This is a genomic window from Cryptosporangium minutisporangium, from assembly GCF_039536245.1.
In the GTDB taxonomy this organism is placed as follows: domain Bacteria; phylum Actinomycetota; class Actinomycetes; order Mycobacteriales; family Cryptosporangiaceae; genus Cryptosporangium; species Cryptosporangium minutisporangium.
In genome coordinates, this window is sequence record NZ_BAAAYN010000024.1 from 69,345 (window position 1) to 94,401 (window position 25,057).

20 protein-coding genes are annotated in these 25,057 nt (G+C 73.3%); 8 read left to right on the forward strand and 12 right to left on the reverse strand.

The features are described from left to right. Positions 1-21: 21 nt before the first annotated feature. Positions 22-1,572: an ABC transporter substrate-binding protein gene (locus ABEB28_RS19350; RefSeq protein WP_345729545.1), complete on the reverse strand. Its 1,551-nt coding sequence runs from the start codon at positions 1,570-1,572 to the stop codon at positions 22-24. A 355-nt stretch (positions 1,573-1,927) separates the two neighbouring features. Between ABEB28_RS19350 and ABEB28_RS19355 the strand changes: the two genes are divergently transcribed. Beyond that, on the forward strand, positions 1,928-2,902 hold the full coding sequence (locus tag ABEB28_RS19355; protein WP_345729546.1) for an alpha/beta hydrolase: 975 nt from the start codon (positions 1,928-1,930) through the stop codon (positions 2,900-2,902). An 82-nt stretch (positions 2,903-2,984) separates the two neighbouring features. After that, positions 2,985-4,157 carry a glycoside hydrolase family 1 protein gene (locus ABEB28_RS19360; RefSeq protein ID WP_345729547.1) on the forward strand — a complete coding sequence of 391 codons (1,173 nt, stop codon included), beginning with the start codon at positions 2,985-2,987 and terminating at the stop codon, positions 4,155-4,157. Between the two features lie 61 nt (positions 4,158-4,218). On the opposite strand, the gene ABEB28_RS19365 is transcribed toward ABEB28_RS19360, so the two are convergent. The 8 genes from ABEB28_RS19365 to ABEB28_RS19400 form a co-directional block, all read right to left on the reverse strand. Beyond that, on the reverse strand, positions 4,219-4,701 hold the full coding sequence (locus ABEB28_RS19365) for an FHA domain-containing protein (RefSeq protein ID WP_345729548.1): 483 nt from the start codon (positions 4,699-4,701) through the stop codon (positions 4,219-4,221). A gap of 402 nt (positions 4,702-5,103) precedes the next feature. Continuing rightward, complete coding sequence (locus ABEB28_RS19370) at positions 5,104-6,378, reverse strand: VWA domain-containing protein (RefSeq protein WP_345729549.1); 1,275 nt, start codon at positions 6,376-6,378, stop codon at positions 5,104-5,106. Continuing rightward, the gene (locus ABEB28_RS19375) at positions 6,375-6,779 is read right to left on the reverse strand and encodes a PP2C family protein-serine/threonine phosphatase (RefSeq protein ID WP_345729550.1); all 405 of its coding nucleotides are present in this window, start codon (positions 6,777-6,779) and stop codon (positions 6,375-6,377) included. The genes ABEB28_RS19370 and ABEB28_RS19375 overlap by 4 nt, the downstream gene beginning before the upstream one ends. A 547-nt stretch (positions 6,780-7,326) precedes the next feature. Beyond that, the gene (locus tag ABEB28_RS19380) at positions 7,327-9,600 is read right to left on the reverse strand and encodes a tetratricopeptide repeat protein (protein ID WP_345729551.1); all 2,274 of its coding nucleotides are present in this window, start codon (positions 9,598-9,600) and stop codon (positions 7,327-7,329) included. Next, positions 9,597-10,805 (reverse strand): hypothetical protein, encoded by a 1,209-nt coding sequence (locus tag ABEB28_RS19385; protein ID WP_345729552.1) that lies wholly within the window; start codon positions 10,803-10,805, stop codon positions 9,597-9,599. Before ABEB28_RS19385 ends, ABEB28_RS19380 begins: the two co-directional genes overlap by 4 nt. A gap of 1 nt (position 10,806) precedes the next feature. Continuing rightward, positions 10,807-11,787, reverse strand: a complete 981-nt coding sequence (locus ABEB28_RS19390) for a transporter substrate-binding domain-containing protein (RefSeq protein ID WP_345729553.1) — start codon at positions 11,785-11,787, stop codon at positions 10,807-10,809. Continuing rightward, complete coding sequence (locus tag ABEB28_RS19395; RefSeq protein ID WP_345729554.1) at positions 11,784-13,103, reverse strand: hypothetical protein; 1,320 nt, start codon at positions 13,101-13,103, stop codon at positions 11,784-11,786. The genes ABEB28_RS19390 and ABEB28_RS19395 overlap by 4 nt, the downstream gene beginning before the upstream one ends. A gap of 84 nt (positions 13,104-13,187) precedes the next feature. Next, positions 13,188-14,222: a helix-turn-helix domain-containing protein gene (locus ABEB28_RS19400; protein WP_345729555.1), complete on the reverse strand. Its 1,035-nt coding sequence runs from the start codon at positions 14,220-14,222 to the stop codon at positions 13,188-13,190. A 94-nt stretch (positions 14,223-14,316) separates the two neighbouring features. Here ABEB28_RS19400 and ABEB28_RS19405 point away from each other — a divergent pair, with 94 nt between their 5' ends. From ABEB28_RS19405 to ABEB28_RS19425, 5 genes are read left to right on the forward strand one after another with little or no spacing between them, the layout of a single operon-like run. Next, on the forward strand, positions 14,317-15,210 hold the full coding sequence (locus tag ABEB28_RS19405; RefSeq protein WP_345729556.1) for an alpha/beta hydrolase: 894 nt from the start codon (positions 14,317-14,319) through the stop codon (positions 15,208-15,210). Next, the gene (locus ABEB28_RS19410; protein ID WP_345729557.1) at positions 15,210-16,940 is read left to right on the forward strand and encodes an ABC transporter ATP-binding protein; all 1,731 of its coding nucleotides are present in this window, start codon (positions 15,210-15,212) and stop codon (positions 16,938-16,940) included. Before ABEB28_RS19405 ends, ABEB28_RS19410 begins: the two co-directional genes overlap by 1 nt. Then, positions 16,937-18,649 carry an ABC transporter ATP-binding protein gene (locus tag ABEB28_RS19415; RefSeq protein WP_345729558.1) on the forward strand — a complete coding sequence of 571 codons (1,713 nt, stop codon included), beginning with the start codon at positions 16,937-16,939 and terminating at the stop codon, positions 18,647-18,649. Before ABEB28_RS19410 ends, ABEB28_RS19415 begins: the two co-directional genes overlap by 4 nt. 10 nt (positions 18,650-18,659) lie before the next feature. Next, positions 18,660-19,145: an RrF2 family transcriptional regulator gene (locus tag ABEB28_RS19420; RefSeq protein ID WP_345729559.1), complete on the forward strand. Its 486-nt coding sequence runs from the start codon at positions 18,660-18,662 to the stop codon at positions 19,143-19,145. Positions 19,146-19,202: 57 nt separating this feature from the next. Continuing rightward, positions 19,203-20,495 carry an FAD-binding oxidoreductase gene (locus ABEB28_RS19425; RefSeq protein ID WP_345729560.1) on the forward strand — a complete coding sequence of 431 codons (1,293 nt, stop codon included), beginning with the start codon at positions 19,203-19,205 and terminating at the stop codon, positions 20,493-20,495. 4 nt (positions 20,496-20,499) lie between these two features. Here ABEB28_RS19425 and ABEB28_RS19430 read toward each other — a convergent pair whose 3' ends face one another. Together ABEB28_RS19430 and ABEB28_RS19435 are read right to left on the reverse strand one after the other, a co-directional pair. Continuing rightward, the gene (locus ABEB28_RS19430; protein ID WP_345729561.1) at positions 20,500-21,324 is read right to left on the reverse strand and encodes an endonuclease/exonuclease/phosphatase family protein; all 825 of its coding nucleotides are present in this window, start codon (positions 21,322-21,324) and stop codon (positions 20,500-20,502) included. A gap of 62 nt (positions 21,325-21,386) precedes the next feature. Next, positions 21,387-22,385, reverse strand: coding sequence for an ArsR/SmtB family transcription factor (locus ABEB28_RS19435; RefSeq protein WP_345729562.1), 999 nt, complete (start codon positions 22,383-22,385; stop codon positions 21,387-21,389). An 83-nt stretch (positions 22,386-22,468) separates the two neighbouring features. Between ABEB28_RS19435 and ABEB28_RS19440 the strand changes: the two genes are divergently transcribed. Beyond that, on the forward strand, positions 22,469-23,689 hold the full coding sequence (locus ABEB28_RS19440; RefSeq protein WP_345729563.1) for an MFS transporter: 1,221 nt from the start codon (positions 22,469-22,471) through the stop codon (positions 23,687-23,689). Positions 23,690-23,739: 50 nt separating this feature from the next. Here ABEB28_RS19440 and ABEB28_RS19445 read toward each other — a convergent pair. Then, the coding region (locus ABEB28_RS19445) for an acyl-CoA dehydrogenase family protein (protein WP_345729564.1) at positions 23,740-25,057 on the reverse strand (1,318 nt) is incomplete at its 5' end.

Here is a 25,057-nt window from a genome sequence, read left to right on the forward strand (position 1 = left end):
CCGCGGCCACCGGCTGCGGCGTCAGCTCGCCGGCTTCAGGCTGGAGAGCACCAGGTAGTTGTTGGTGCCGGCGTAGGAGGGCGCGGCGACCTTGGTCTTGTTGTAGCCGGTGTAGGTGAAATCCTCGTAGATCGGGATGTACCAGCCACCGTTCGTGAGCGCGGCGTTGAGGTCCTTGAGCGCGGCCTCCTGGTCGGCGCCGGTGGTGCCCAGCGACTTGCCGAGCGCGGCGTCGATCTTGGGGTCCTTGGCCTTCTGCTGATTCATGAACCCGCCGTAGACCACTCCGGCGACGAACCCGGCCGGGTTGCTGCCGACGGCGAACGGGCCGAAGCCGAGCGGCTCGGTGTTGGTCGCGGCGAAGACCTGGTCGGTCGAGGTCGCGGTCTTGACCTTCATCGTGACCCCGATCGCCGACCACTGCTTCTGGACCGCGATCAGGTCCTCGGTCGGCTGGCCCGCGATCGTGATCTCGAACGAGAAGCCGTTCGGGTAGCCGGCCTTCGCCAGGAGCTGCTTGGCCGCCGCGGGGTCGTACGAGTAGGTCTGGTTGAGGCTCGGGTCGAAGCCGGTCGCGTCCGACGGGAAGAGCTGCTTGGTGCCCTTGGAGCCCTGGTGCAGCGTCTTGACGATCGTCGCGTCGTCGATCCCCCGGAGCAGCGCCAGCCGCACCTCGGGCTTGGCGAACGCGGGGTTGGTCTTGCCCTGCTTGTCCCAGACCGGGAACCCGACGATCGTGCCGCCGACCTTGACGGTTCCGGCCCGGGACTGCACCAGCTCCACGACGCTCGGCTTGAGGATGCCGGCCACGTCGGTCTGGCCGGAGATCACCGCGTTCGCCAGCGACTGGGCGTCGAGGATGACCTTGACGACGATGTGGTCGTACGCCCACCGCTCGGCGTTCCGGTCGTCGGACTGCTTGTCGAGCGTGTAGACGCTCGCCTTCGTCGTCTTGCCGGTGTTGAGCGTGTAGGCGCCGGAGCCGTCCGGCTTGGTCAGCAGCGAGTCGGGGTTCGCGATGCCGTCCGGCCCGATGATCGCACCGGCGGTGTCGGCCAGGTTGTTCTCCGGCGTCGCCTGGGGCGCCTTCCAGGTGATGACGACGGTCTTCGGGTCGGGCGCGGCGACATCGGTGATCTCGCTGGCACCGCCCGGCGCGAGCGAGCCGTACGCGACCAGGTCCTTGTCGCTGCGGCGGTCGAGGTTGGCCTTGACGACGGTCGAGTCCAGCTTCTTGCCGTCGGTGAACGTGACGCCGTCGCGCAGCGTCAGCGTGGTCTTGAGGTTGTCCGGGCTGTTCGAGAACTTCTCGACCAGCTCGGGCTGCGCCTTGCCCTCGGTGTCGAGGACGAACAGGGCGTCGTAGAGGGCACCGAAGAACGTGTACTGGCCCTGCGAGTAGAGGAGCGGGTCGTAGCCGGTCGGGGCCGCGTCGGCGTCGAGCGCGATGGTGACGGTGTCGCTGGCGCTCTGGCTGCTGCTCCCACCGCCGTTCCCACCGCAGGCGGCGAGCGTGGTGAGGGCGAGAGTGGTGGCGAGTGCCACCCCGATCCGAGCTGTGAATCGTTTCATGTCGCTCCGGGCTCCTTCGCCTGAAACGGAGGGGGTTCTGGGGGTTCCGGGGTCGCCGGTGAGTTGGGGGTGTGCTGCCGCCGAGGCGTCGGCCCGGCTTGGGCGCCAACGATGCGATGCGGCTCACAGCGGTGTCCCGGAGGTTGCCGGTCAATGAAATACAAATTGTGGTGCGCGCCTCATCGGTGACCCCGAGATGACACCCGTGACGCCTGCGTCTCCCAGCGCGCCAGGCGGCGGGGGGGATTCGCCTGCCGCTCAATGGCAAGGCCACTAGGACGGCGCGGCCGTCACCCGTGAGCATCGCCGCACGGCGCCGTGACCGGCGCCACAGCATCACGTGCGGAGGTAATCAGTGCCGATCCACCCGCAGATCGCGGCGAAGCTCCCCCTGCTCGAGGGCATCACCTCGTTCGAGGCCGCCATGACCGACCCGGCGCAGCGCGCGCTACTAGACGAGTTCCTGATGATCACCGGCGCGCCGGAACCGCCGCAGGTCGCGACGCGCGACGAAACCGTCGCCGGTCCGCACGGCCCGGTGCCGGTGCGGATCTACGAGCCGTCCACGCCCGGCCCGGACCGCCCCGCTCTGGTCTGGATGCACGGCGGCGCTTTCGTCGGCGGCGACCTGGCGATGCCCGAGGCCGACTGGACCGCTCGGCAGATCTGCGACCGCGCCGGGACCGTCGTCGTCAGCGTCGACTACCGGCTCTGCCACGGCGGGGTGCACTACCCGGTGCCGCACGACGACGTGGTCGCCGCGTTCCGCTGGGTGCGCGAGAACGCCGAGACCCTCGGCGTCGACACCGCGCGGCTCTCGATCGGCGGCGCCAGCGCCGGCGGCAACCTGGCGATCGGCGCCGCGCTGAAACTGCGCGACGCGGACGGCCGCCCGCCGGTGGCGCTGCTGGCGCTCTACCCGGTGGCCCACGCCGTGCTACCCCCCGCGTCGGCGTCGCTGGCCGCGGACATGGCCGCGATCCCCGCCGTCCTGCGCTTCGCCCCACCCCAGACGGCCTGGATCAACCAGAACTACCTCGGCGGCCCGCTGAGCACCGCCGACGGCTACGCGTTCGGCGCGCACGCCGTCCTGGAAGGACTGTGCCCGACGCTGGTGATCAACGCGGAGTACGACGACCTGCGCCCGTCCGGCGAGGACTTCGCCGCGCGCTGCGCGCGGGCAGGCGTCGACGTGCGCCAGCTCACCGCGCCCGGCATGCTGCACGGCTTCCTCAACAGCCGCCCCGACCTGGAGCCGGTCGGACACGCGCTCGACGTGATGGCGGAGGTCGTGACCGGAAGCCGGATCACGGCGCCGCTACCCGCGTGACACCGAACCCGCTGCTCCCCGGGTTCCACCCCGACCCGAGCGTCGTCCTCGTGGACGGCGTGTACTACCGCGGAGTCTTCTGATGACCACTTTCCCCGACGGCTTCCTCTGGGGCGCGGCCACCGCGTCGCACCAGGTCGAGGGCGGCAACGTCAACAACCACTACTGGCAGTGGGAGCACGAGGAGCACTCCCCGTTCGCCGAGAAGAGCGGCGACGCCGTCGACCACTACCACCGGTGGCGCGAGGACCTGGACCTGCTCGCCGGCGTCGGGGCCAACGCCTACCGCTTCAGCCTCGAGTGGAGCCGGATCGAGCCGGAGGAGGGCGAGATCTCCCGCGCCGCCCTCGACCACTACCGGCGGATGATCGACGGCTGCCGGGACCGCGGGCTGGCCCCGGTCGTGACGCTGTGCCACTTCAGCACGCCGCGTTGGTTCCACAACGACAGTTCGTGGCTCGGGCCGAAGTCCGGCGATCGGTTCGCCCGCTTCACCGAGGTCACCACACCGATCCTCGGCGACGCCGCGTACGTCGTGACCCTCAACGAGCCGAACCTCGCCGCCGCGCTGCCCGTCCTCGGCGCGATGGCGGCGCGCGGCGAGGCGGTCAAGGGCCTGCCCAAGCCCGACCAGGCGCTGACCGACGCGTTCCTCGCCGCGCACCGCCGCAGCCTGGAGGTGTTGCGGGGCGCCGGCTCGCCGCCGGTCGGCCTCGCGCTGGTCGGCCAGGAGTGGATCGCCGAGGACGGTGGCGAGGAGCGGATGGCCGAGCACCGTGCCGCGTTCGAGGACCAGTTCCTCGACGCGGCCGCCGACGGGGACTTCGTCGGCATGCAGGTCTACAGCTGTGCGCGCATCGGACCGGACGGGCCGGTCGCGCCGAAGCCCGAGCTGGTGACCCAGGCCCACATGGAATACCGGCCGCAGGCGCTCGGCGCCTCCGTCCGCCGGGTGCGGGAGGTGCTGCCCGACCTGCCGATCCTGATCACCGAGAACGGCATCGCCACCGCGGACGACGCCCAGCGCATCGCCTACACCGAAGGGGCGCTGCGCGGACTCGCCGCGGCGATCGCCGACGGCGCCGACGTGCGCGGCTACCTCCACTGGAGCCTGTTGGACAACTTCGAATGGTTCTCGGGTTACGCGCCGACGTTCGGCCTCGTCGCCGTCGACCGGACGACGTTCGTCCGGACGCCGAAGCCGAGCCTGGTGTGGCTGGGCGGTGTCGCCCGCCGGAACGGATTCCCGGGGTGATCGCCCGAGCGTTGTGCGTTCCGGCAGGGCATAGGTCGCCGGAACGCACACCGCTCGGCGATCAGGTCGCGCTGCCGGCTCGCAGGGTGAGCCGGGTCCAGGCACCGACGTGGACGGTCGCGCCGTCGGTCAGCACGACGGGCTGCTCGGCGTCGATGGGATCGGTGCTGCCGTTGACGTAGGTGTGGTTGGTGGAGCGGAGGTCGATCACCGACCAGCGGCCGTCCGGCTGGGGCAGCAGCAGCGCGTGCGTGTGCGAGACCGCCGGGTCCTCCGGGGGGCCGACCAGGTCGATGTCGGGGTAGATGCCGCGCGACCGGCTCCGCCTGCCGATGAGCATCTGCTGCCCGGAGAGCGGGAACCGACGCTCGGGGCAGAACAGCGGGAACGTGACCGTGCCGGCGTCCGGGCCGTTCATCGCGCGGACCCGCTCGAAGTACTCGCGGTCCGCGGTGACCACCACCCACCACTCCCCCGCGGGAGACGCGTCCGCGGGAGACGCGTCCGCGGGAGGCGCGTCCACCGCCGACGGAGCCGACGGCACCCCCGGAGCCGACGGAGCCGGATCGGCAGGGACGACCGGCGCCGCGAGGGAGTCGTGACCACACTCCTCGCAGAACCGCCCGTTCAGCGGCGCACCGCACTCCGCACAGACGGTCGCCGCCCCCGTCCCGGCGGCCCCACCCCCGGAAGCGGCGGCCCCACCCGCGGACGCGGCGCGCCCACTCCCGGACGCGGCGCGCCCACTCCCGGACGCGGCGCGCCCACTCGGGGACGCGGCGGGCGACTGCCCGACCGATCCGGACAGCCGCGTGCCGCACTCGTCGCAGTAGTCCGTCGCGTCGGACTCGTGACCTCTCGGGCAGACAACCATGGCAGCGATCTCCTGGAGCGTGGCGATCCCCGGACGGAGCCGCCGGGAGGGACGAGGCGGGTGCCGACGGGATCAGCCGGGCGGCTCCGGCCGGACCTGCCGGGTCTTCCGGGAGCCGACCGCGGCCATCTCCACGTCGATACTGGCCGCGAGTGGCCGCAACTTGACGGTTCCGGTGCTCTCGTCGATCACGTCGACGACCTTCGCCAGCATCTTCGCGGTGTCCTCCCGACCCGCCTCGGCCGCCAGCCGCACGGCGGTGCCGAGGCGGTCGGTGGCCCGCTCCACGTCCCCCGCCGCCCGGGCGGTCAGCCCGGTCTGGATCGCCTCGGCCAGCTCGGTCTCGTTCGAGTAGTGCGCGACCTGCCGGTGGATCCTGGTGGACGAGGCCACGTCGTCCGTCCAGACCGCCCGGACCAGGCTCTGCGCCAGGACCGCGTCGCCGTGCACCGCGCTGACCCGGGCGGCGAGCACCTCCTCGCCGACCGGGTTGGGCTCCACCTCGACCCGCAGGTGGTACTCCCGGGTCTCGGCGCCCCAGGTACCGATCGGGTACTCCCCGATCCGCGGGGAGACGTCGGTGCGGCGGTCGGTGAGGTCGGTGATCTCCGGATGAACCTGCTTGACGAACCGCACCTGGGCGCCGGTCGGCGTCCACACCCGCAGCTGCACGCCCGCCATCGTTTTGCCCACGGTGGCCCTGGTCATCTCGAGGAAGTCGGCGGTGAGCTCGCTGGGGTCGGTGATGCCGGACGCGGTTCCGTGCAGCTGCTCCGCGATCTTGATCAGGTCGCGGGCCACCCAGCCCGTGCCCACTCCCCGGCTGTCGCAGACGAACTGGCCGACGCACGGGGCCAGCGCCTTGTCGAACGTCGACTCGGCTTCGCCGTTGGCGCCGTCGGTCAGCAGGATCGCGTGGTTGATGGCGGCACCACGCCGGGCGAACAGGGTCCGGGCCAGCGTCAACCAGGCCCCGATCCCGGTTCCGCCACCGGCCCGGAGGCCGCGCAGCGCGATCCGCGCGGCCTCGCGCGTCCGGCTCGACGACACCGCGAGGTCCTTGCCGGGCGGGTAGGCGAGTCGTGCGCCCATGTCGCCCTCGACGATGCCGAACGCGATGCCGTCGGGCAGCGCGGCGATCGCGGCGGCGGCGGCTTCCTTGGCGGCGACGAGTTTCGGCCCGGCCATCGATCCGGACGTATCGATGAGGATGACCTCGGCGATCTCGCCGGGTAACGGGGCCGCGCCGCCGTCCGCGCCGGAGCCGGTCACCGTGAGCACCGCGTCGACGGTCCGTCCGTCCACTGGCAGGAACTCGTTCTGGTGAGTCTCGATCGACATCGTCATAGCGAGGCTCCTCGCGGGTGAGGTGGCGGGGACGAGAGAACCACAACGGCGATGTTGTCCGCTCCCCCGGCGTCGAGCGCGAACCGGGTGAGTCGTTGCGCCGCGTCGAGCGGCGACGCAGCCGCCACCGCGTCGAGCGCGGCGGGTTCGGGCAGGTACCGCGACAGACCGTCGGAGCAGAGCACGAGGTGGCCGGCCTCGGCCGGCTCGACCGCCACGACCTGGATCTCGACGCCACCGGCGTCGCCGCCGACCCAGCGGAGCAGCGGCGCACCGGCCACGCCGGGCAGCGCGTCGTCGACGGTCAGGCAGCGTGCCGTGCCGGCGTCCGGGACCCAGTACGCCCGGCTGTCACCGACCCACCCAACGGTGATCCCGCGGCCGGTGACCGTCCCGGACACGTACGTGCAGCTGGGCGCGTTGCGGGGGTCCGGTCGAGCCAGACGGCCCACCGCGGCGAACGCGGAGCGGAAGGCCACCGCTGCGGCGTCGCGGTCCGGCGCACCCTCGGCCAAGGCCTGCAGCAGGTCCCGGATGCCGACGTNGCAGGTCCGGGATCCCGACGTCGGCCGCCGTGTGGGCGGCCGCGTCGGCACGCGGTGTGGACGAGACGCCGTCGCAGACGATCGCCGCGGTGCCGTCCGCCGCGACGCCGATCGCCACCGCGTCCTCGTTGTGGTGCTTACGGTGTCCACGGTCGGTCACCGCGGCCAGCCCGGGAAGCTCCAGCTCGGCCCGGTCCCGGCCGGCACCGCGTCGACGGCCGCACTCGTCGCAGTACTCGCCGGGCCGCACGGCTGCCGCGCCGCAGACGCCACACCGGCCGTCGGGGGCGGCGGAGGTGAGCCACGGGAAGCCGGCATCCCCGAGCCGGCCACCGCACGCCTCGCAGTAGCGGTCGGTCGCCTCGCCGGTCACCGCGCAGCGCGGGCACGTCAGCACCATCGACTACACCAGCGTCCGGGGGCGGATCCGGTTGGCCTGGTCGACCAGCGCGATCCGTCGCTCGGCGTCCGGAGCCACCCGGGCCAGGGTCCGGTAGACCCGTTCGAGGCCGAACCGCAGTCCCCGTTCGGTCAGCGGGTGGCCGAGGACGCGCGTGGACGGACCGCGGTCGGCGTCCGCGGTGTTCCGCACCCACGACAGCGCGGCGGTCAGCAACTCCACGGAGAGCGCACCCTTCGGTCCGACGTCGAGCGGGAGCTGTTCGATCCGCGCCGACACGTCGGCGAACACCGCCGCCGCCGGTGGCGCCGCCAGCCGCGCACGGGCTGCCGCGATCTCGGCAGCCACCCGGTGGCTGGAGCTGGCCGGTACTTCCCCCAGGATCTGGGCCGCATCGTCGTGCCGTCCGCGGGACAGCAGGATCCGGGCCAGCCCGAACGCCGCGCTCACGTACCCGTGGTCGGTCGTCCACACCCGCCGGTAGCGCGGGTACGCGTCGTCGGGATCGCCCGCCCACTCCGCCGCGACCGCGAGGGCCAGCTGCGGAACCGGTTCGCCGGGCAGCGTCCCGTAGACGGCGTCGAACGCGGACGCCGCCGCACGCGGATCGCGGTCGGTCAGCGCGGCGAGGCCGCGGTACCAGTCGATCCGCCAGTCGAGTGGAAGATCCGCGGCGAGGGCGTCCAGCGTCTGCCGCGCGCCGGCGGTGTCACCCGCGGCGATCCGGGCACGGGCCAGCGCGATCGGCACCTCGACGCTGTCGGCTGGTGCGCTCGCGGCTGCGGCGGCCAGGTCCTGCGGGTCGAGATCCCGGGTGGCGAGGAGGAACGACGCGCCGGGATCCGCCGGGTCGACCTGCGGTACCGGGAGCGCGGCGGCGATCCCGGGGCCGTCGAAGACCGCGCCGAGCTCCGTCGCGAACGCCGTGCCCTCGCCGGTGAACTGCGTGGACGGAGCCGGCCGCGGCTTCCCGTCGGCCGCCGCCAGCACCTGGCGCAACACGCCGAGCAGCTGATCGGACATGTCCGCGGCGGTCTCGAAGCGGCGGTCCGGGTCACGGTCGGTGGCCCGCAGCAGGAACCGATGGTACGACTCGTGCTCGGTGAGCAGGGGGTGTTCGCTCGCGGGCGGGAGCCGGTCGACGTAGGTGCTGGAGAACCCGCGGAAGTCCAGGCTGAGCACGGCCATCGTCCGGCCGACCGTGTAGAGGTCGGAGCTGACCGACGGTCCGGCGCGGGCGACCTCCGGAGCCTGGTAGCCGACCGTGCCCCAGACCGGGCTGACCGTGTCGTCGATCCGCCGGACCGCGCCGAGGTCGACCAGCACGAGCCGGTCGTCGGCGTGGATCGCGTTGTCGGGCTTGAAGTCGCAGTAGAGCAGGCCGCGTTCGTGCAGGTAGCCGAAGGCCGGCAAGATCTCCAGCCCGTAGGCGATCACCTGCTCCAGCGCGAGCGGCTGCGCTCCTCCGGGCGCCGACCGATCCGTGCGGAGGTCACGCAGCGAGCGTCCGCCCACGTACGCCATGACGATGTACCCGACGTCGTCGCCCGAGCGCGGATCGGGGTGCAGCACGAAGTCGTGGATCTTGACGATCCCCGGGTGGTCGACGGTGACCAGGAACCGCCGCTCGGAGACGGCGGCGGCCATCGCGTCCGGGTCGCCGGCGTCGATCAGGCCTTTGAGGACGACCCAGCGGTCGCTCACGTCGTCGCCGATATTCTTGTCCCGCGCCAGGTAGATCCAGCCGAGGCCGCCGTAGGCGAGGCAGCCGAGCACCTCGTAGCGGCCGCCGACCAGGGTGCCGGCGGCCAGGCTCGGCACGAACGAGAACGGGGTCCGGCAGGCCGGGCAGAACCCGACGTCGCGCCCCGGCCGCCCGTCCCGGTCGCGGCCCACCGGGCGCTCGCACTCGGGGTTTCCGCAGAACCGGCGGTCCTGCGCGACCTTCGCATCGGCCAGGACGGCCGTGGCCGGATCGGGCAGCGGTACGCGCGGGAGATCGAGCAGCCCGCCACCGAGCCGGCCGCGTCCGGTGCGACGGGTCGACCGGCTGGAGCGGGACGAGCCGGTGGACCGCGACGAACCCGTGGACGCGCCCGAACCAGTCGACGCGGCCGAACCGGTGGACGCGCCCGTACCGGTGGTCGAGGACGGACCGGTGGAGGACGACGAGACGCCGGCGCCCACCAGGGCGGGCGCTTTGCGTCCGCACTCGTCGCAGTAGCCGTCGGGGTCGTAGCTTCCGGCGCAGCCGGGCCGCCTGCAGGATCCGGTCACGCCGTGCCTCCCGGGGTCGTCAACAGGGACCGTTGGTACGCCACGACCGCGCGGGTCGCGGCGGGCAGATCGCACGGGGCGGTCCAGAGCAGTGTCCGGGCAGCGGTATAGCCCGCGTGCACGTCCGCGCGCTCGATCAAGCCCAGCCGTAGTGCTTTCATCCGGTAAGCCTCCAACCGGCCGCGGAGCTCCTCGCGCCGGGCGAGCAGTCCGTCGGCGAACTCGTGCCGCGCGGTGGCGTGGTCGAGCGCCTCGGTGACCGCCCGCTCCAGCGCGGGCAGCGCCTGGTCCTGAGCGACGACGTCGAGCCGGTCGAGCGTGCCCAGTCGACGGCGCAGCGCGGGCTCGGAGTCGGTGGCCGGCGGCAGCCGCGGGTCGTGGATCTTCTCGGTGGCCAGCGCGTAGGCGTCCCGCGCCCGGCTCTCGGCGTCGGCCAGCCGGTCGAGCGTCTCCCGCAGGGCGGCGCGGCGGGCCGGGTAACGCGCGCGCTCGGCCGCCTGCTGCGCCAGCCGCGCGGCGGTCGTCTCGACGGCGGTGACCAGCGCGCGGACCGCCGGACCGTCGAGGTCGGTGCCGAGCGGGTCGGCGGTGGCGTGGTTGCGCAGATCCCGGACGGTCGCCGCGTGCGCGTCCAGCTCCGGCGAGCCGGGTCCGGCCGCCGCGAGCCGGCACTCCAAGTCGCCGAGCAGAGCGATCACCGCCGCCACCCGGGCGTCGAGGTGGTCCAGCGCGGCCCGCACCTGGCGGTGGTCGTGGTCCAGCCGTCGGCAGAGCTCGGGCACGGGGACGGTCCGGTAGGCCTCGGGCAGTGTGTCGTCGGCGATCGGTTGCTCGAGCACCGCGGCGATCGGTTGCTCGAGCACCGCGGCGATCGGTTGCTGGGACAACGCGCCGATCGGCCGCTCCAGCAACAGTGCGATCTCCGCCAGCTGCGCGCGTGACGGCCACCGCGTCGACGTCCGCAGGCGCTCGGCGGTGTCGAGCACGGTGCCGAGCGCGGCGAACCCCGCCCACAGTGCGTCGATCCGCGGCTGGAGCCGGTCGGCGAGCCGACGCGTGGCGCCGCGCAGGCCGGGTGCGCGCAGGTGGGCCAGGCCACCCTGTCCGGTGTCCATCGCGACGAGCGCGCCGGCCAGCCGGTGGCGCTGCTCGTTCAGCGCGGCCAGTGCGCGGTCGACGCCGGCCCGGCTCCTCGGCACGGCCATGTCAGTCCCGGTAGTCCGCGGGCAGCGCGGGCGGCGCGCCGGGCAGGTCCCCCAGCCAGTGCTCGTACCGCTCGGTCAGGAAGCCGCTCGTCCGCAGGCCCTCCAGCACCTTGTTGACGAATCGAACCAGGTCTACCTGGGATTTCTGGATTCCGATGCCGGACAGCTCGCTGCTCAGCGGGTCGCCGACGATGTGGGTGCCCGGATCCTGGGCGGCGAGCCCGAGCAGGATCGTGTCGTTGGTCGAGACCGCGTCGATCTGGCCCTGCTGGAGCATCAGCATGCAGTCGACGGTGAGGTCTGCGCTGACCGGAACGACGTCCGGATACGCGCTGATCTTGGCGATGCTGGTGCTGCCGCTGGTCGCGCAGATCTTGCCACGACGAGCGGCGATGTCCTGCATGGACTGGATGTTCGAGCCCTTGTTGACCAGGAGTTTCTGGCTGGCCCACAGGTAGCCGGAGGAGAAGTTGATCTGCTGCCAGCGCGCGCAGTTCATCGTCATCGTCCGGATGACCATGTCGACCTCGCCGCGCTCCAAGATCGGGATCCGGTCCGCGGTCGTGATGTGCCGGAACTGGATCCGGTTGGGGTTGGTCGCTCCGTCCGGGAACAACGCGGCGGCGATCCGGCGGGCCAGGTCGATCTCGAACCCGTCGAGCTGCCCCTCCGGGTTCAGGTAGCTCAGCAGGTTGGCGTTCTGGTCGGTTCCGATGATCAGCCGGCCCCGCTTCACGATGGTCTCCATCGTCGAATTCCGCGGCATCCGGCCCGGTGCCGGCAGCGCGCGGACCGGCCGGTAGCTGGCCTCGGGGTTGCCGCAGTCGGGCGGCGTCGACGGCTGCGCGACCACCGCCGGATCCGACACGCCCAGCGGACGCGGCGCCACGGCCGAGGGATGGTCGGCGCCGATCGGCTCGTCGGGTGCGGACGCACACCCGGCCAGCAGCGCGACGACGAGCAGCAGCGCCGTGCGTTTCATCGGTACTCCCCGATCCGGGCTCGGGTGCCGAGCACCGTCGCGAGGATGACGACCAGGATCGGCAGCACGATGCCGATGCGCGCGCTGGTGAGGTTGCCCGCGGCGTCGGCGGACTCCGCGGCGAAGCGTTGCCCGGTGGTGTCGATGGCCTTGCCGAGCGCCGCGTCGAGCGCCGCGAAAAGGGTCGCGGGGCTGTCGGCGTCGTCGCTGAGCGCCATCCGCACCGCCTCCGCGTGCTCACCCCGGTTGTCGACGTCGCGGACGAACTGGTGCTGGTCCCGCCAGGCTCTCGCCAGATCGTCGATCTGACCGACCATTCGCGCGTCGGCTGCGTCGAGCTCCCTCCGGTTGTACGCCCCGAGCAGGCCGGCATCGCGGAAGCCACGGCTCCCGACCAGCTTGTCCAGCATGCGCTGGTAGTGCTCCTCGTCGGCCGCCCCGTCGCCCCGCGCGATCAGCGTCAGCGACTCGTCGGCGCGGGCCTGAAGCGCGAGCACCCGCGCCTCCGCGAGCTGGGCGAACAGGGACGAGCCGGTGCGGCGGCCGGTGTCCAGGTGACTGCCTGCCGCGCCCATCGCCGCCGTCAGCCAGAGCAGGGAGATCACGGTGGCCAGCGACGCGATCGCCAGCCCCGGGTTGAGCAGCCGGTTGGTCCGCCGGGTGAGGAAGGCCTGGACCCCGATCAGCGCGCCCAGCAGGGCCAGACCGAGCAGCAGGACGAGCGCCGGGAAGTCCGCGCCGGTGCGCTGGGCCGTCGACAGCCGGTCGGTCTCCAACGTGAACAGCTCCTGCGCGGCGGGCAGCAGCGTGTTGCGCATCAAGCCGGACGCTTCCTGCAGGTACGCGGCGCCCAGCGGCAGTTGCTGACGGTTGTACGTCCGGGCCGTCTCGACGACTCCGGTGTAGACGGGCAGCTGGACGGCGATCGACCGGAGCAGGGTCTCGCTGCGGTTGCTCGGGTCGCTGCTGTCGTCGGTGGCCCGTAACGCGAGGGCGAGCGCGGAGCTGGCCCTCGCGATGTCGTCGAGGTAACGCTGCCGGAGCGCCGGGGTCTCGACGCCCGCCGACAGGAACGCGACGGCGGCGGTGGCGTCGGCGTCCGACAGCGAGCGGTAGACGTCGAGCGCATGGACGCTCAGCGGCCCGCTGACCGTGCGGATCTCGTCGACCCGCGCCGCGCGCTGCCCGACAGCCACCAGACCGACCACGGCGTACACCAGCCCGAGGGTGACCAGGACGCCGGTGAGCGCGACGAGGAGGCCCGGCGTCGTGCGCGCGCGGCGGACAGCCGGGATGGTGGCGATCCGTGTAGGCACCTCGAGCAACACCCAGACGCCCCCGATCAGCCGCCGAGCGGAGCAAACACTGCAAGGTTAGAGTGGATGGTCAAGGTAGTACATCTAGGTCTCGAGTAGTCGCCACGCGGCGAGGGCGAGCCGCGCCCGGGTCAGTCCGGCGGGCTCGGTCAGCTCGACGCCCCACGCCCTTCCGATCTGGTCGAGCCGGCGGGCGACGCTCGTGTGGTGCAGGTGGAGGACCTCGGCGGCCCGCCGCAGCGACCCGGTGGCGCAGTAGGCGTCCAGCGTCTCCAGGTCCTCCGGGTGACCGGCCAGCCGGGCGATCGCCGCGACGTCGGTGTTCTTCCGCACGGTGTCGGCGGGCAGCTCGGCGAGGAGCGCCAGCGCACCCAGGTCGTCGTGGTGGACGACCGGCTGGCGTGCGGTCGTGAAGCGGAGTGCGGTGCGGGCCTGGCGCCAGGACCGGTCGGGTCGGTCGGCGGCGCCGATGCCCGCCCGGACGTCGTCCGGAAGCTGCGCCGTGGTGACGCTGGTCGCCAGCAGGACACCGACGTCGGCGAGCGGTGCGGCCTTCACCGGACGGGACGGACAGATCAGGCTCCCGACCCGGTCGAGCGGGAGCGACGAGCGGACGGCGACGACCCGGACCGGCACCTCGGCGGCGAACCCCAGGAGCCGGAGCGCCCGAGCCCGGCCCGCCTCGTCGGTGTCGGCGCTGATCGCGAGCTCGACCAGCGCCGGGTCGGCCAGGGTGGTGCGGGCCGGGCCGTACCGCTCGACGACGGCCGCGGCGGCGAGGGCCAGGCGATCGAGCAGTACCTCGTCGAGCGGGCCCGGTGGTCCGGAGCGTTCCAGCCAGACCGTGCCGATCTCCTCGTCGTCGAGCGTGATCGGCGCCGTGCTGGACGGTGGTGACGGGGTGGCCGCCGCGGGCCTGCCGTCGGGCGCCACCCGGATCACCTGCCCGGTGCCGTGCAGCCGGACGCCGGCCACGGTCTCGGCCAGCCCCGCCGACGCCCGGGCCAGCGCGGGCAGGTCCACCCGCCGCCGCATCAGCGTGTCGTAGAACATCACCACCCGGATCGTTGCCTGGACGTGCGAATCCAGATGCGACAGCCGTGCGACCAGTGCCTCCACCGCACGAGCATAAGCACCGATCGGTGCGGGATCAGGGTCCGATGGCCGACGGATGGCGGATGACCACGGAGCCGACGACCGGTTCGATGGAGGCATGGATCCCGAGCTCGAAGCGTTCATCCCTTTTCTCCCGGACATCGACCCCAACGACCCGGTGACCGCGCGGAGGATCTACGCCGAGCTGGCATCCGGACGCGCGGCGCCCGCCGCGGAGCTGCAGATCGACGACCGCACGGTGCCCGGCGATCCGGACGTCGCGGTACGGATCTACCGCGGGCACCAGCCGCAGGGCGCCGTCGTCTGGATGCACGGCGGCAGCTGGGTCATGGGTGACCTGGACACCGAGGACGGCTGGGCCGCGCGACTCGCCGTCGCGTCCGGAGCGGTGGTGATCTCGGTGGCCTACCGCCGGGCTCCCGAGCATCGGTTCCCGGCCGCGCTGGACGACGTCTACGCGGTGCTGACCTGGGCGTTCCGGCACGCGGCCGAGCTCGGCGTCGACCCGGAGCGGATCGCGGTCGGCGGGCACAGCGCCGGTGCGAACCTCGCGGCCGCGGTGGCGCTGCGGGCGCGGGACGAGCAGGGGCCGCCGATCCGCTACCAGGTTCTCAACGAAGCCCCGCTCGACGACCGGCAGGAGACCTGGTCGGCGCGGCACTTCACGGATACGCCCTGGTCGAACCGCGAGAAGGTCACCGCGGCGTGGCGGCACTACCTGGGCTCCGCGCCCGCCACCCCGTACGCGGCCCCGGCGCGCGAGGAGGACCTGTCCGGCCTGCCCCCGGCCTACATCGCCACCGCCGAGTTCGACCCGAACCGCGACGAAGACCTCGGTTACGCGCTGCGGCTGCTCCAGGCCGGTGTGCCGGTCGAGCTGCACCAGTGGCCCGGCACGTTCCACGGGTCGCAGGCGGTGCTCTCCGCCGACGTGTCGCAGCGCCAGATCGCCACGTTCGGCACCGCGCTCCGCCGCGCGCTGGCCGAGTGATGACCGGCGCGCTGCTGCGGCCGTTCCGGGCCGGCTTCGCCACGGTGGTCGGACTGCAGGTCATCGGCGCACTGGCCGGGCTGGCTCCGCTGCTGGCCGTCGTCGAGCTGGGGCGGGTCCTGCTGTCGCCCGACCCGATCGACCGCGGTCACGTCTGGGCCGTCGTCCTCGCGGGTGTCGCCGGACTGTTCGTGCGGCTGCTGTTCACGGCCGCCTCGTCCGGCCTCGGGCACGTCCTCGACGGCCGGGTCCAGCTGACCCTCCGGCGGGAGCTGGCGGCGCAGCTGGGTCGGGTACCGATCGGCTGGTTGTCCCGGCGCCGGACCGGCGAGCTGGCCAAGGTCGTGGGCGAGGACGTCAGCGCGGTGCACCCGGTGATCGCCCACACGCCCGGCGAGCTGGTCTCCGCCTTCGTGGTGCCGCTGGCCTCGCTCGTCTACCTGCTCACCGTGGACTGGCGGCTCACGCTGATCACGCTCGCTCCGGTGGTACTGGCGGTGGCCCTGGTGCCGCTGATGATGACGCCGACGCGCCAGCGCGAGCAGCAGGAGTTCGACGCGGCGATGGGGCGGATCGCGAGCTCCGCCGTCGAGTTCGTCCAGGGGATCTCGGTCGTGAAGGCGTTCGGCGGAGCCGACCGCACCCATCGGAGGTTCCGCGCGGCCGCCGACGATTTTGTCGACGTCTTCACCCGGTGGGTCCGCGGTGTCTCCGCGATCGCCGCCGGGATGCAACTGGCGCTGTCGCCACCGTTCGTGCTGCTGGTCGTGCTCATCGGTGGTGCGGTCCGGATCACGACCGGCGGCCTGGCCCCGGCCGACCTGCTGCCGTTCCTGCTGCTCGGCCTCGGCCTGACCGCTCCGGTGGCGGCCCTCGGCCATGGTTTCGACGACGTCCAGGCCGCCCGGCGCGCGATCGGACGGATCCGGGACGTGCTGGCGGTGCCGCCGTTACCCGAGCCGGCGCGCCCGGCAGAGCCCCGGGGGCACCGGGTGGAGCTCCGCGGTGTCCACTTCGGGTACGAGCCCGGACACGAGGTGCTGCGCGGCGTCGACCTGGTGCTCGAGCCGGGCACCACCACCGCGATCGTCGGGCCGTCGGGCAGCGGAAAGTCCACGCTGGTCCAGTTGCTGCCGCGGTTCTTCGACCCCACGTCGGGATCGGTCGCTCTCGGCGGCGTCGACCTGCGCGAGCTCGGCAGCCGGGAGCTGCACCGGAGGGTGTCCTTCGTCTTCCAGGACGTCCGCCTGCTGCGCGCGTCGGTCGCGGACAACATCGCGCTGGCGGTCCCCCGGGCCGACCGGGACGACGTCGTGCGCGCCGCCCGGCTGGCGAACATCCACGATCGGATCCTGGAGCTGCCGCGCGGGTACGACACCGTGCTCGGCGACGACGCCGGGCTGTCGGGCGGCGAGGCCCAGCGGATCTCGATCGCCCGGGCGCTGCTCGCCGCCACGCCGGTCCTGGTGCTCGACGAGGCGACCGCGTTCGCCGACCCGCACACCGAGCAGGCCGTGCGCCGAGCGCTGGCGACGTCGGCGCGGAGCGATCGGACGGTGCTGGTCATCGCCCATCGGCTGGAGACGATCGTCGACGCCGATCTGGTGGCGGTGCTGGAGAACGGGGTGATCGTCGAGCGGGGCCGGCCGGCCGAACTGCTGGCCGAGGACGGGAAGTTCGCCGCGTTCTGGCACACCCACCGCTCGGCGACCGAAGGAGACCTCCGATGATTCCGCTGCTGCTGCGGGTGCTGGGACACGAGTACGCCGGGCCGGTGCGCCGCACGCTGGCTCTGATGACCACGACCGCGGTCGTCGAAGGACTGCTCTACGCGTTGGTGGTTCCGGTGCTCCGGGCGCTCTTCGGCCGCGAGCCCGCGGACGCCTGGCCGTGGCTGATCGCGTTCGGTGCCGCGGTCGCCGGGTACGCCGCGTTGCGGTACCGCAGTGACCTGTCCGGCTTCCGCGTCGGCACCACGCTGCTGCGCGGCATGTACCACCGGCTCGGCGACCAGCTGGCCCGCCTGCCCCTCGGCTGGTACGGCACCGAACGCGTCGGGCAGGTGTCCGTGCTGGCCAGCCGCGGGCTCCTGCAGGCGATGAGCGTGATCGCGCATCTGCTCGGGCCGCTGGTGTCGGCCGCCGTGACGCCGCTGACGATCGTCGTCGTCCTGCTCGCCGTCGACCGGCGGCTGGGCTTCGCCGCGTTGCTCGCCGTGCCGGTGGTGGTGGTGATCCAGGTCCGGACCGGACGCGCGCTGGTGGCCACCGACGAGGAACGCCACGCACGCGACCAGGAGGCGGCCGGACGGGTCGTCGAGTACCTCCAGGCCCAGCCGGTGCTGCGGGCCGGCGGCCGGACCGGCGAATGCTTCGGGATGCTCGACGACGCGCTCCGGGACGTCCATCGCGCCGCCCGCCGCTCGATGCGGTCGACGCTGCCCGGCGTCGTGGGCTTGGCCCTCACCGTGCAGGCGGTCTTCACCGCGCTGCTGGTGCTCGGCACCTACCTCGCGCTCGGCGGAGCCATCGGTGCGGCCGAGCTGCTGGCGGCCCTGGTGCTCGCCGCTCGGTGCGCCGATCCGCTGCTGTCGCTCTCCGAGCTCGGCGGCGCGCTCCGCAGCACGCGGGCCGAGCTCGCCCGGCTGGACGCGGTGCTGCGCGCCGAGCCGCTGCCGGAGCCTCGCGAGCCGATCCGACCGGACCGCCACGACCTCACGTTCGACGCCGTCACCTTCCGGCACGGCGACCGCACGGTCCTCGACGACGTGTCGCTCTCCGTGCGCCAGGGAGAGCGGCTCGCCGTGGTCGGGCCGTCCGGCGCGGGCAAGAGCACGCTGCTGCAGCTGATCGCGCGGTTCTACGACGTGGACGCCGGTGCGGTGCGGCTGGGCGACGTGGACGTGCGGGCGATCAGCACCGAGGTGTTGATGGCGCAGACCGCCATCGTCTTCCAGGACGTGTACCTGTTCGACGGCACGATCGAGGAGAACGTGCGGCTCGGCCGGCCCGACGCCGACGACGCCGAGGTACGGGCGGCAGCCACCGCCGCGCGGCTCGACGAGGTGATCGAGCGACTGCCCGGCGGCTGGTCGGCACAGGTCGGCGAGGGCGGGGCTCTGCTCTCCGGCGGCGAGCGCCAGCGCGTCTCGATCGCGCGAGCGCTGCTGAAGAACGCACCGGTCGTGCTGCTGGACGAGGTGACCTCGGCACTGGACCCGGTGAATGAGGCGGCGGTCCAGGAGGGCATCGAGCGCCTGAGGGCGGGACGGACCGTGGTGATGGTGGCGCACCGGCTGCGGACGGTGCGGCGAGCGGATCGCATCGTGTTCCTCGACGGCGGCCGCATCGTGGAGCACGGCAGCCACGACGAACTGCTGGCCAGGGACGGCCGCTACGCGCGGTTCTGGGGCCTTGCAGCTCCTATCCTGGACATGTAGTGTCCAGGATATGCGGATGAGCGAGGGCGTGGAGTGGGCATTGCACAGCTGCCTGAACCTCTCGTGGCTGCCGCCGGGGCAGGCGATCCCGACGGCGAAGCTGGCGGCGTTCTACAGCCTGCCCGCCGCATACCTCAACAAGCAGCTGCAGGCGTTGGGGCGGGCGGGCATCGTGTCCTCGATCTCCGGTCCACGCGGCGGCTTCCAGCTCGCCCGGAACCCGGAGCACATCACACTGCTCGACGTGGTGGTGGCGATCGAGGGCCCGGACGAGGCGTTCCGCTGCGACCAGCTGCTCAAGCAGGGCCCCGGCGCGGACCCGGACGTCGACTACCGGCAGGCGTGCCTGATCTCCCAGGCGATGCGCCGCGCCGACCTGGCGTGGCGCCGGACGCTGGCGGAGCAGACCCTCGCGGACCTCAAGACCGACGTCGAGCGCCAGTACCCCGCGAGCGAGAGCAACACGCTCAACCGGTTCGCCGCGCTGCGGGCCTGACCAGCACAGTTCAGGCCCTTCCCGGCCGGGAAGGGCCTCTTACGAGAGGTATCCTAGATGTCTAGTATCCAGGATTCGGTTCGCGGCCAGGTCTGGCTGCCCGGCGACCCCGGCTTCGACACCGCTCGCCGTCCGTGGAACCGGGCCGTCGAGCAGCCGGTCACCGCGGTGGTCGAAGCCGCCGACGCGGACGACGTCGCCGCGGTCGTCCGCTACGCCCGCTCCGCCGGACTCGGCGTCAGCACGCAGCCCAACGGGCACGGCGCCACCGGCCGCACGGACGGAACCATCCTGTTACGGACGCGCCTGCTGAGCACCGTGGAGGTCGACCCGGTCGCCCGCCGCGCGCGGGTCGGCGCGGGAGTGCCGTCCGGACGGCTGCAGACCGCGGCGGCGTCGCACGGCCTCACCGGTCTGCCCGGCAGCTCCCCGATCGTCAGCGTCGTCGGTGTCGCCCTCGGTGGCGGGCTCAGCTGGTTCGGACGCGCGCACGGCTGGGTGTCCGACAGCGTCGTCGGACTGGACGTCGTCGACGCCGACGGCCGGCCGCGGCACGTCACCGCCGAGTCCGACCCGGACCTGTTCTGGGCACTGCGTGGTGCGGGTGGCGACTTCGGCGTCGTCACCGCCCTGGAGCTCGCGCTGCACCCCGCTCCCCGCCTGTACGGCGGCCGGATGCTGTGGGCCGGTGAACACGCCTCCGCCGTGCTCGACGCCTACCGGGAGATCACCGCCGACGCGCCGGAGGAGCTCACCACCTGGTTCGACCTGCTGCACTTCCCCGGTGCGGAGCCGATGGTCGCGGTGGACTCCACCTACCTCGGCGACGAGCGACGGGCCCGGGAGCTGCTGGCCCCGCTCGACCACCTGCCCCAGCCGCTCTCCGACGGCCGGGCGGTGAGGTCGGTCGCCGAGCTCGGGGCGATCACCGCCGAGCCGACCGACCCGACCGCTGGCCTCTCCCGCGCCGAACTGCTGACCGAATTGGACGACGCCGCCGCGAAGACGCTGCTCGCCGCCCCGATCGCGCCGCTGCTGAGCGTGCAGGTGCGGCATCTCGGGGGCGCGTTCACCCGGCCGTCGGACAGCCCGCACGGCCCGCTGACCGAGCCGTACGCGCTCTACCTGTTCGGCCTCCCCACCGACCCGGCCACCGCCGACGCCGTCGTCGCCAAGCAGGACGCGCTCGCCACCGCGCTGCCGGGCAGCGGCCGCAAGCCGTTCACGTTCCTCAACCCGCGGGAGAGCGCAGCGGACGCGTTCGCACCGGCCGCCCTGGCCCGGCTGCGCGACCTCAAGCGCCGCTACGACCCGGCCGGCGTCTTCCGCCCCAACTTCCCGGTCGCCTGAGTCGCTACCCCGCGTACTCGAGGTCGGCCAGCACGCCGTAGTGGTCGCTCAGCCAGACACCGTCGACCGGGCCGTCGCCGACCAGCTGGACCCCGACGATCCGGGCCCGGGCGTCGGGGTGGGCGTGCGGGCACCCGACGAACACGTAGTCGATCCGGCTGCGCACGCCGGGCTGTCCGACCAGCCGCTCGATCTCCGCCGCACCGGCCGGGTTGTCGACGGTCCAGGTGTGGCCTGGGCCCTCGCCGGCGACGGCCCACGCGTCGTGGTACTGGACGCTGCGGCCCTCCAGCGACTGCAGGCCACTGAGGAAGCGGATGCTCGAGCTGTCCGGGACCGCGTTGAAGTCACCGGCGACGATCGTCGGCAGCCGGGTCCGGTGCCGGGCGTCCAGGTCGGCCACCTCCAGCATCTGGCGCTCCCGCCAGACCTCGGCGTCGGTCTTCCAGAACGTGGTCGGGGTGACGACCAGCAGCGGGCCGAGGTCGGGGACGTCGACGAGCGCCGCCAGCGTGTACCAGTAGAGGCCGTCCGCGGTGCGGCCTTCGACGACGTCGACGACCCGGTGCGGCCAGCGGGTCGCGAGCGCGGTGCCGCCGTACACGTCGGCGTCGGGCGGCAGGTGGTCGAGCACCGCGGCCTGGTGCGTGGTGCGCAGACCCGTCCCGGCGACGAGCACCGCGAGCTGATCGGAAACGTCGGGGTAGCGGACCTCTTGGAACGTGACGACGTCCGGCGCCAGGCGTCGGATCTCGGCGTTGATCAGCGCGCTGCGGCGCGGGTCGCCGACGTCGTGCTGGACGTTCATCGTCAGGACGCGCAGACGCATGGCCCTTCCTCGGCGCCGGGGAGAGGTCTGTCCGCAAGGCACCCTACCGGGCGGGATGGCCCTTAGCCCGGGGCATCGACCAGTGCGGTGCCGAGCGCCGTTCGCCGGTAGAGCACCTCGTGCCCCTGGCGGCGCGCGGTGACCAGGGCTGCGTCGCGGAGGACGGCCAGGTGCGCGGAGACCGTCGACGCCGCGAGGCCGCACCGTCGGGCGAGCGCCGTGGTGGACGCCGGTTCGTCCAGTCCGGACAGCACCGCGGCCCGACCGGCACCGAGCAGGCGGGCCAGCGAGTCCGCGGCCGGGCGGGCCGGCGGCTGCCAGGCCCGCGCCATCCCGCGGGCCGGGTAGATCACGGTCGGCTGCCACGGCGGCGCGAACCCGCTGATCGTGTCCGGCCAGGCGAAGACGCTGGGCATCAGCAGCAGACCCCGGCCGGCGAGCTCTTGCTCGCCGAGGACCGCGCTACCCCCGCGCAGCGCCAGCGCTCCGTCGGCCCACCGGACGTCGGGGTGGAGGTCGGCGAAGAGCGCCCGCAGGCCGCCCTCGGCCAGCCGGCGCGACCGCTCGGTGATGTCGGCCTCCAGCACGGCGCCGAGGCGCGGCCAATCCGGGGCGATCAGCGCGTTCCAGGCGCGCTCGGTGGCGTCGGCCAGGACGCGGATCGCCGCCGCGGGGTCGGCGAGCAGCGCCCGTCGCGCCGGGCTGTCGGAGTCGGCGCCCGCGCTGCGGAACGACCGGAGCATCTCCCGGTGCGCGAGGTCCGGATCGGTGCCGCGCAGCCGCTCGATCTCCGCCGCGAAGCCGGGCATCCGGCCCAGCGGAGCGTCCGGTGGCGGGCCGAGGAAGTCCGGCGTGTAACCGCGGACCGGCATCAGCAGCGGCAGCGGGTCCAGGTCCAGAGCGGAGAGCGTCGGTCGCTTCCGGCGGAGCCACGCGTCGTGGTACCCGTGCCGCGCGGGCCGCAGGATCGTGCGCACCGCCTCGTGGGTCTCGCACAGCGGCGACACCGCGAAACGGCACCCCAGCAGATCGTCACCGGCGAAACGCAGGCGCAACGGCACCGGTCACCGACCCCCTCGCGCCGAGTGATTCGTCCGTCCCCGAAAGACTAGGGCGACGCCGGGCGCGACCGCATGCTGCCCGAATGTCGACACCCGGACCTGCCGACGCGCTGCTCTCCCCGGGCTATCGGTCGGTGCTGGCGGTGCCCGAGTTCCGGGCCGTGTTCCTCGCCCACCTGCTCACGACGCTCGGCATCGTGATCTGCGAGATCGCCCTGTCCGTCCTGGTCTACCGGCGCACCGGGTCGCCGCTGCTGAGCGCGTTGACGTTCGCGCTCGGGCTGCTGCCGTACGTGGCCGGAGGCACCCTGCTGTCCGCGGTCGCCGACCGCCTACCGGCCCGGCGCGTGCTCGTCGTCTGCGATCTGCTCTGCGCCAGCTGCGCGTGCGGCCTGGTGCTGCCCGGCATGCCGATCGCCGGCCTGCTCGCGCTGCGCTGCGCGCTGGCCGCGATCGCGCCGGTCTTCGCCGGAACCCGGGCGGCGACGCTCGGCGACGTCCTGAGTGGGCCGGAGGGGTTCGTGCTGGGCAACTCCGTGCTCCGGATGACGTCGCAGAGCGGGCAGTTGGCGGGCTTCGGCGTCGGCGGCGTGCTGCTGGCCGCGGTGGAGCCACGGGCCGTGCTGGGGTTCACGGTGGTCGCCTTCGGCGCCTCCGCGCTCCTGATCGGGCTCGGCACCCGCCACCGGCCGGCCCGGGTCCGCCGGGATCGGGCGTTGCTCACCGCGTCGCTCGCCGGGGCGCGGCAGCTGCTCGCCGACCGGCGGATCCGCGCCCTGTACCTGCTGGCCTGGGTTCCGCCCCTGTTCGTCGTCGTGTCCGAGGCACTGCTGACGCCGTACGTGGCGTCGCTGGGGCGCGGCTCGGCGGCGCTCGGGCTGCTGATGTGCGGGATGCCGATCGGGGCCATCGGCGGTTCCCTGCTGGTCGGCACGCTGCTCAGCCACCGGGCGAAGGTTCGGCTGGCGCGGCCGGTCGTGCTGCTCGCCACGTTGCCACCGCTCGGCTACCTGGCGCACCCCGACGTCGGCTGGGCGCTGCTCTGCCAGATCGGCGTCGGCTGCGGGATCGTCTACACGTTCGGCCTGGACCACTGGTTCCTCGACGCGGTACCGGAGCAGCTCCGCGGCCGGGCGATGACGCTCCTGACGGCCGGCGCGATGACGACCCAGGGGGTGGGGATGACCCTGGCGGGCGTCGCGGCCGAGTTCGTTCCGGTCCACCACGTCATCGCCGGCGGCGGGCTCGTCGCGGCGCTCTGCGTCGCACTCGTGCTCCGGTCGGTCGCACGGACCGATCCCTGAGGACGACCGCCTGCACGCCCGGCGCGGCGCGCCGGGCGTGCGCAGCGGAGCTACTTGTTCAGCGGATCGCGGGGCAGCCCGAGGATGCGCTCGGCGATGACGTTGCGGCTGACCTCCGACGTGCCACCGGCGATCGTCATCGCCCTGGAGAAGAAGTAGCCCTTCGCCAGCGCGTCCTCGGTGCCGTCGACCGCCGCGGGCCCGGCGAGCAGGACCGCGAGCTCGGCGATCGATTGGGCGAGCTCCGCGGCGATCAGCTTGGTGATCGCCCCCTCGATGCTCGGCTCGGTGCTCCGCGCGACCGCCCGGACGACCATCCGCAGGTTGAGCAGGCGGCTGGTCTGCTCCTCGGTGACGGCCCGGCCGAACGACCGGAGCAGCCCCGCGTCGGTGACGCCGTACTTGTCGATGAGCGCGACCAGCGAGGCCGCGCCGGCCCGCAGGTCGGTCGCCCCGCCGATCGACACCCGCTCGTTGCCCAGCGTCGCCCTGGCGACCGTCCATCCGGCGTCGACCTCGCCGACGACGTCCTCGTCGGGCACGAACACGTCGTTGAAGAACACCTCGTTGAAGAGCGCGTCGCCGGTGATCTCCCGCAGCGGCCGCACCTCGACGCCGGGCGCGGTCAGGTCGATCACCATCGTCGTGATGCCCCGGTGCTTGGGTGCCTGCGGGTCGGTGCGGATCGTCGCGAGCCCGCGATTGCACGCCTGTGCACCGCTGGTCCAGACCTTCTGCCCGGTGACCCGCCAGCCACCCTCGACCTTGATCCCCCGGCTCTGCACCGCCGCCGCATCCGAGCCGGCGCCCGGCTCGCTGAACAGCTGGCACCAGACCAGCTCGCCGCGCAGGCTCGCCGGGATCCACCGCTCGACCTGGTCTTCGGTGGCGTGCTGCGCGATCGTCAGCGTCACCCACCCGCCGATGCCCATCGACGGGACCTTGATCGCGGCGAGCTCCTGCTCGATCACGAGCTGCTCCACCGCGGTCGCGCCCCGGCCCCAGGGCTTGGGCCAGTGCGGCACCAGGTACCCGGACTCGGCGAGCAGCCGACGGCGGTCCGCCGCCGGTGTCGCGCGGAACTCGGTCACGAACGCCTGCGCCTCGGCCCGGAACGTCTCCGCCTCGGGCGGTAAGTCGACCGTGTACTCGCGGTACACACCGGCCCGGGTGAGCGCGGCGACATCGTCCTCGGCCGCGGCCACCGGCCCCCACAGCGCGGCGAGCGTGATCGCGCGCCGGAGGTACAGGTGCGCGTCGTGCTCCCAGGTGAAGCCGATGCCACCGAGGATCTGGATCGTCTTCTGCGCGTTCTCCTGGTACGCCCGGAGCGCGACCGCGGCGGGCGCCGCCGGCCCCAGGTCGGGC

Bases quoted from the DNA above. Each gene is read 5' to 3' on its own strand.
- ABEB28_RS19350 (WP_345729545.1), bottom strand. From the start codon at position 1,572: ATGAAACGATTCACAGCTCGGATCGGGGTGGCACTCGCCACCACTCTC.
- ABEB28_RS19360 (WP_345729547.1), top strand. From the start codon at position 2,985: ATGACCACTTTCCCCGACGGCTTCCTCTGGGGCGCGGCCACCGCGTCG.
- ABEB28_RS19370 (WP_345729549.1), bottom strand. From the start codon at position 6,378: ATGACGATGTCGATCGAGACTCACCAGAACGAGTTCCTGCCAGTGGAC.
- ABEB28_RS19385 (WP_345729552.1), bottom strand. From the start codon at position 10,805: ATGGCCGTGCCGAGGAGCCGGGCCGGCGTCGACCGCGCACTGGCCGCG.
- ABEB28_RS19390 (WP_345729553.1), bottom strand. From the start codon at position 11,787: ATGAAACGCACGGCGCTGCTGCTCGTCGTCGCGCTGCTGGCCGGGTGT.
- ABEB28_RS19405 (WP_345729556.1), top strand. From the start codon at position 14,317: ATGGATCCCGAGCTCGAAGCGTTCATCCCTTTTCTCCCGGACATCGAC.
- ABEB28_RS19410 (WP_345729557.1), top strand. From the start codon at position 15,210: ATGACCGGCGCGCTGCTGCGGCCGTTCCGGGCCGGCTTCGCCACGGTG.
- ABEB28_RS19415 (WP_345729558.1), top strand. From the start codon at position 16,937: ATGATTCCGCTGCTGCTGCGGGTGCTGGGACACGAGTACGCCGGGCCG.
- ABEB28_RS19420 (WP_345729559.1), top strand. From the start codon at position 18,660: ATGCGGATGAGCGAGGGCGTGGAGTGGGCATTGCACAGCTGCCTGAAC.
- ABEB28_RS19425 (WP_345729560.1), top strand. From the start codon at position 19,203: ATGTCTAGTATCCAGGATTCGGTTCGCGGCCAGGTCTGGCTGCCCGGC.
- ABEB28_RS19430 (WP_345729561.1), bottom strand. From the start codon at position 21,324: ATGCGTCTGCGCGTCCTGACGATGAACGTCCAGCACGACGTCGGCGAC.
- ABEB28_RS19440 (WP_345729563.1), top strand. From the start codon at position 22,469: ATGTCGACACCCGGACCTGCCGACGCGCTGCTCTCCCCGGGCTATCGG.